This window comes from Pseudonocardia sp. SID8383 (assembly GCF_009864975.1).
GTDB lineage: Bacteria > Actinomycetota > Actinomycetes > Mycobacteriales > Pseudonocardiaceae > Pseudonocardia > Pseudonocardia alni.
On record NZ_WWFY01000129.1, the window covers coordinates 1 to 1,383 of the forward strand.

The window sequence follows — 1,383 nt, forward strand, 5'->3', positions numbered from 1 at the left end:
CCGGCCCGACCCGCTGCCGATGCTCTCGCCCGCCGAGGCCGCCCCGATGCGCGACGTGGGCCGCCTCCTCGACACCGCCGCCCGCTCGATCGGCGCGGGCGAGCAGGTCGAGGAGACGTTGTGGAAGGTGTGGCGGCGCACCGGCCTGGCGAAGCGCTGGAGCGAGGCCAGCGCCCGCGGCGGCCCCGGCGGAGCGGCCGCCGACCGGGACCTCGACGCGGTCCTGGCCCTGTTCGACGCGGCCGCCCGCTACACCGACCGGCTGCCCGGCGCCGACGTCGGCGGGTTCCTGGAGTACCTGCTCGACCAGCAGCTGCCGGGGGAGACGCTGGCCCCGCAGGCGCCCCGGGGCGGCGCGGTCGAGCTGCTCACCGCACACGGCGCCCGCGGCCGGGAGTGGACGGTCGTCGCGGTGCCCGGGGTGCAGGAGGGGCTGTGGCCCGACGTACGGCTGCGCGGCAGCCTGCTCGGCCACGAACGGCTCGTCGACCTCGTCGGCGGGGTCGCCGCCCCCGACGACGCGGTCTCCCGCACGGCGCCACTGCTCGCCGAGGAGCGGCGGCTGTTCTACGTCGCCTGCACCCGTGCCCGGACGACGCTGCTGGTCAGCGCCGTGCAGGGGGAGGACGAGCAGCCCTCCCGGTTCCTCGACGAGCTCGACCCCCGCCCCGCCGACGCCGCCGAGGCCCGCCCGGTGCACCGGCCCGAGCGCTCCCTGGTGACGGCCGAGCTGGTCGGGGAGCTGCGGCGCGCCGTCACCGAGCCCGACCACGGCGACCCGGGACGGGCCGCACGTCGTCACCGGGCGGCGACCCAGCTGGCCCGGCTCGCCGCGGACGGCGTCCCCGGAGCCCACCCCGACGACTGGTACGGCGTCGCCGACCTGTCCGACGGCGCCCCGCTGCGCGCCGAGGGCGAGCTCGTCCCGATCTCGCCCTCCGACGTCGAGACGATCGCCGGCTGCCCGCTGCGCTGGGTGCTGTCCCGGCACGGCGGCGACGAGACCGGCGCGCTGTCGGCGGTCACCGGGTCCCTGGTGCACGCGCTGGTGCAGGCCCGCGCCGCCGGGGCCGACCCGGTGGAGCTGGAGGAGGCGCTGCGCTCGGCGTGGCGGCGGCTGGACTCCGGGGCGCCGTGGTTCGGGCGCCGCGAGCTGGTCCGGGTGCGGGAGATGCTCGCCGCCTTCGACGACTGGGTCCGCCGCAGCCGTACCGAGGGGCTGGAGCTGGTGGCCGTCGAGCAGCCGGTGCAGCTGGACCTGGACGGCGAGGACGACGGCGAGGGCGACAGCGAGGGCGACGACCCGGGCCTGCCCCTCGGCGGCATCGGTGCGGGCGACGACGACCCGGCGGGGGCCGCGCTCCTGCCGGTCGACACCGACGG

1 protein-coding gene is annotated in these 1,383 nt (G+C 78.7%); it reads left to right on the plus strand.

The window, feature by feature from the left end; genetic code table 11:
- On the plus strand, window positions 1–1,383 hold a 1,383-nt coding region (locus GTW08_RS03040; protein ID WP_161151381.1), incomplete at both ends, for a PD-(D/E)XK nuclease family protein.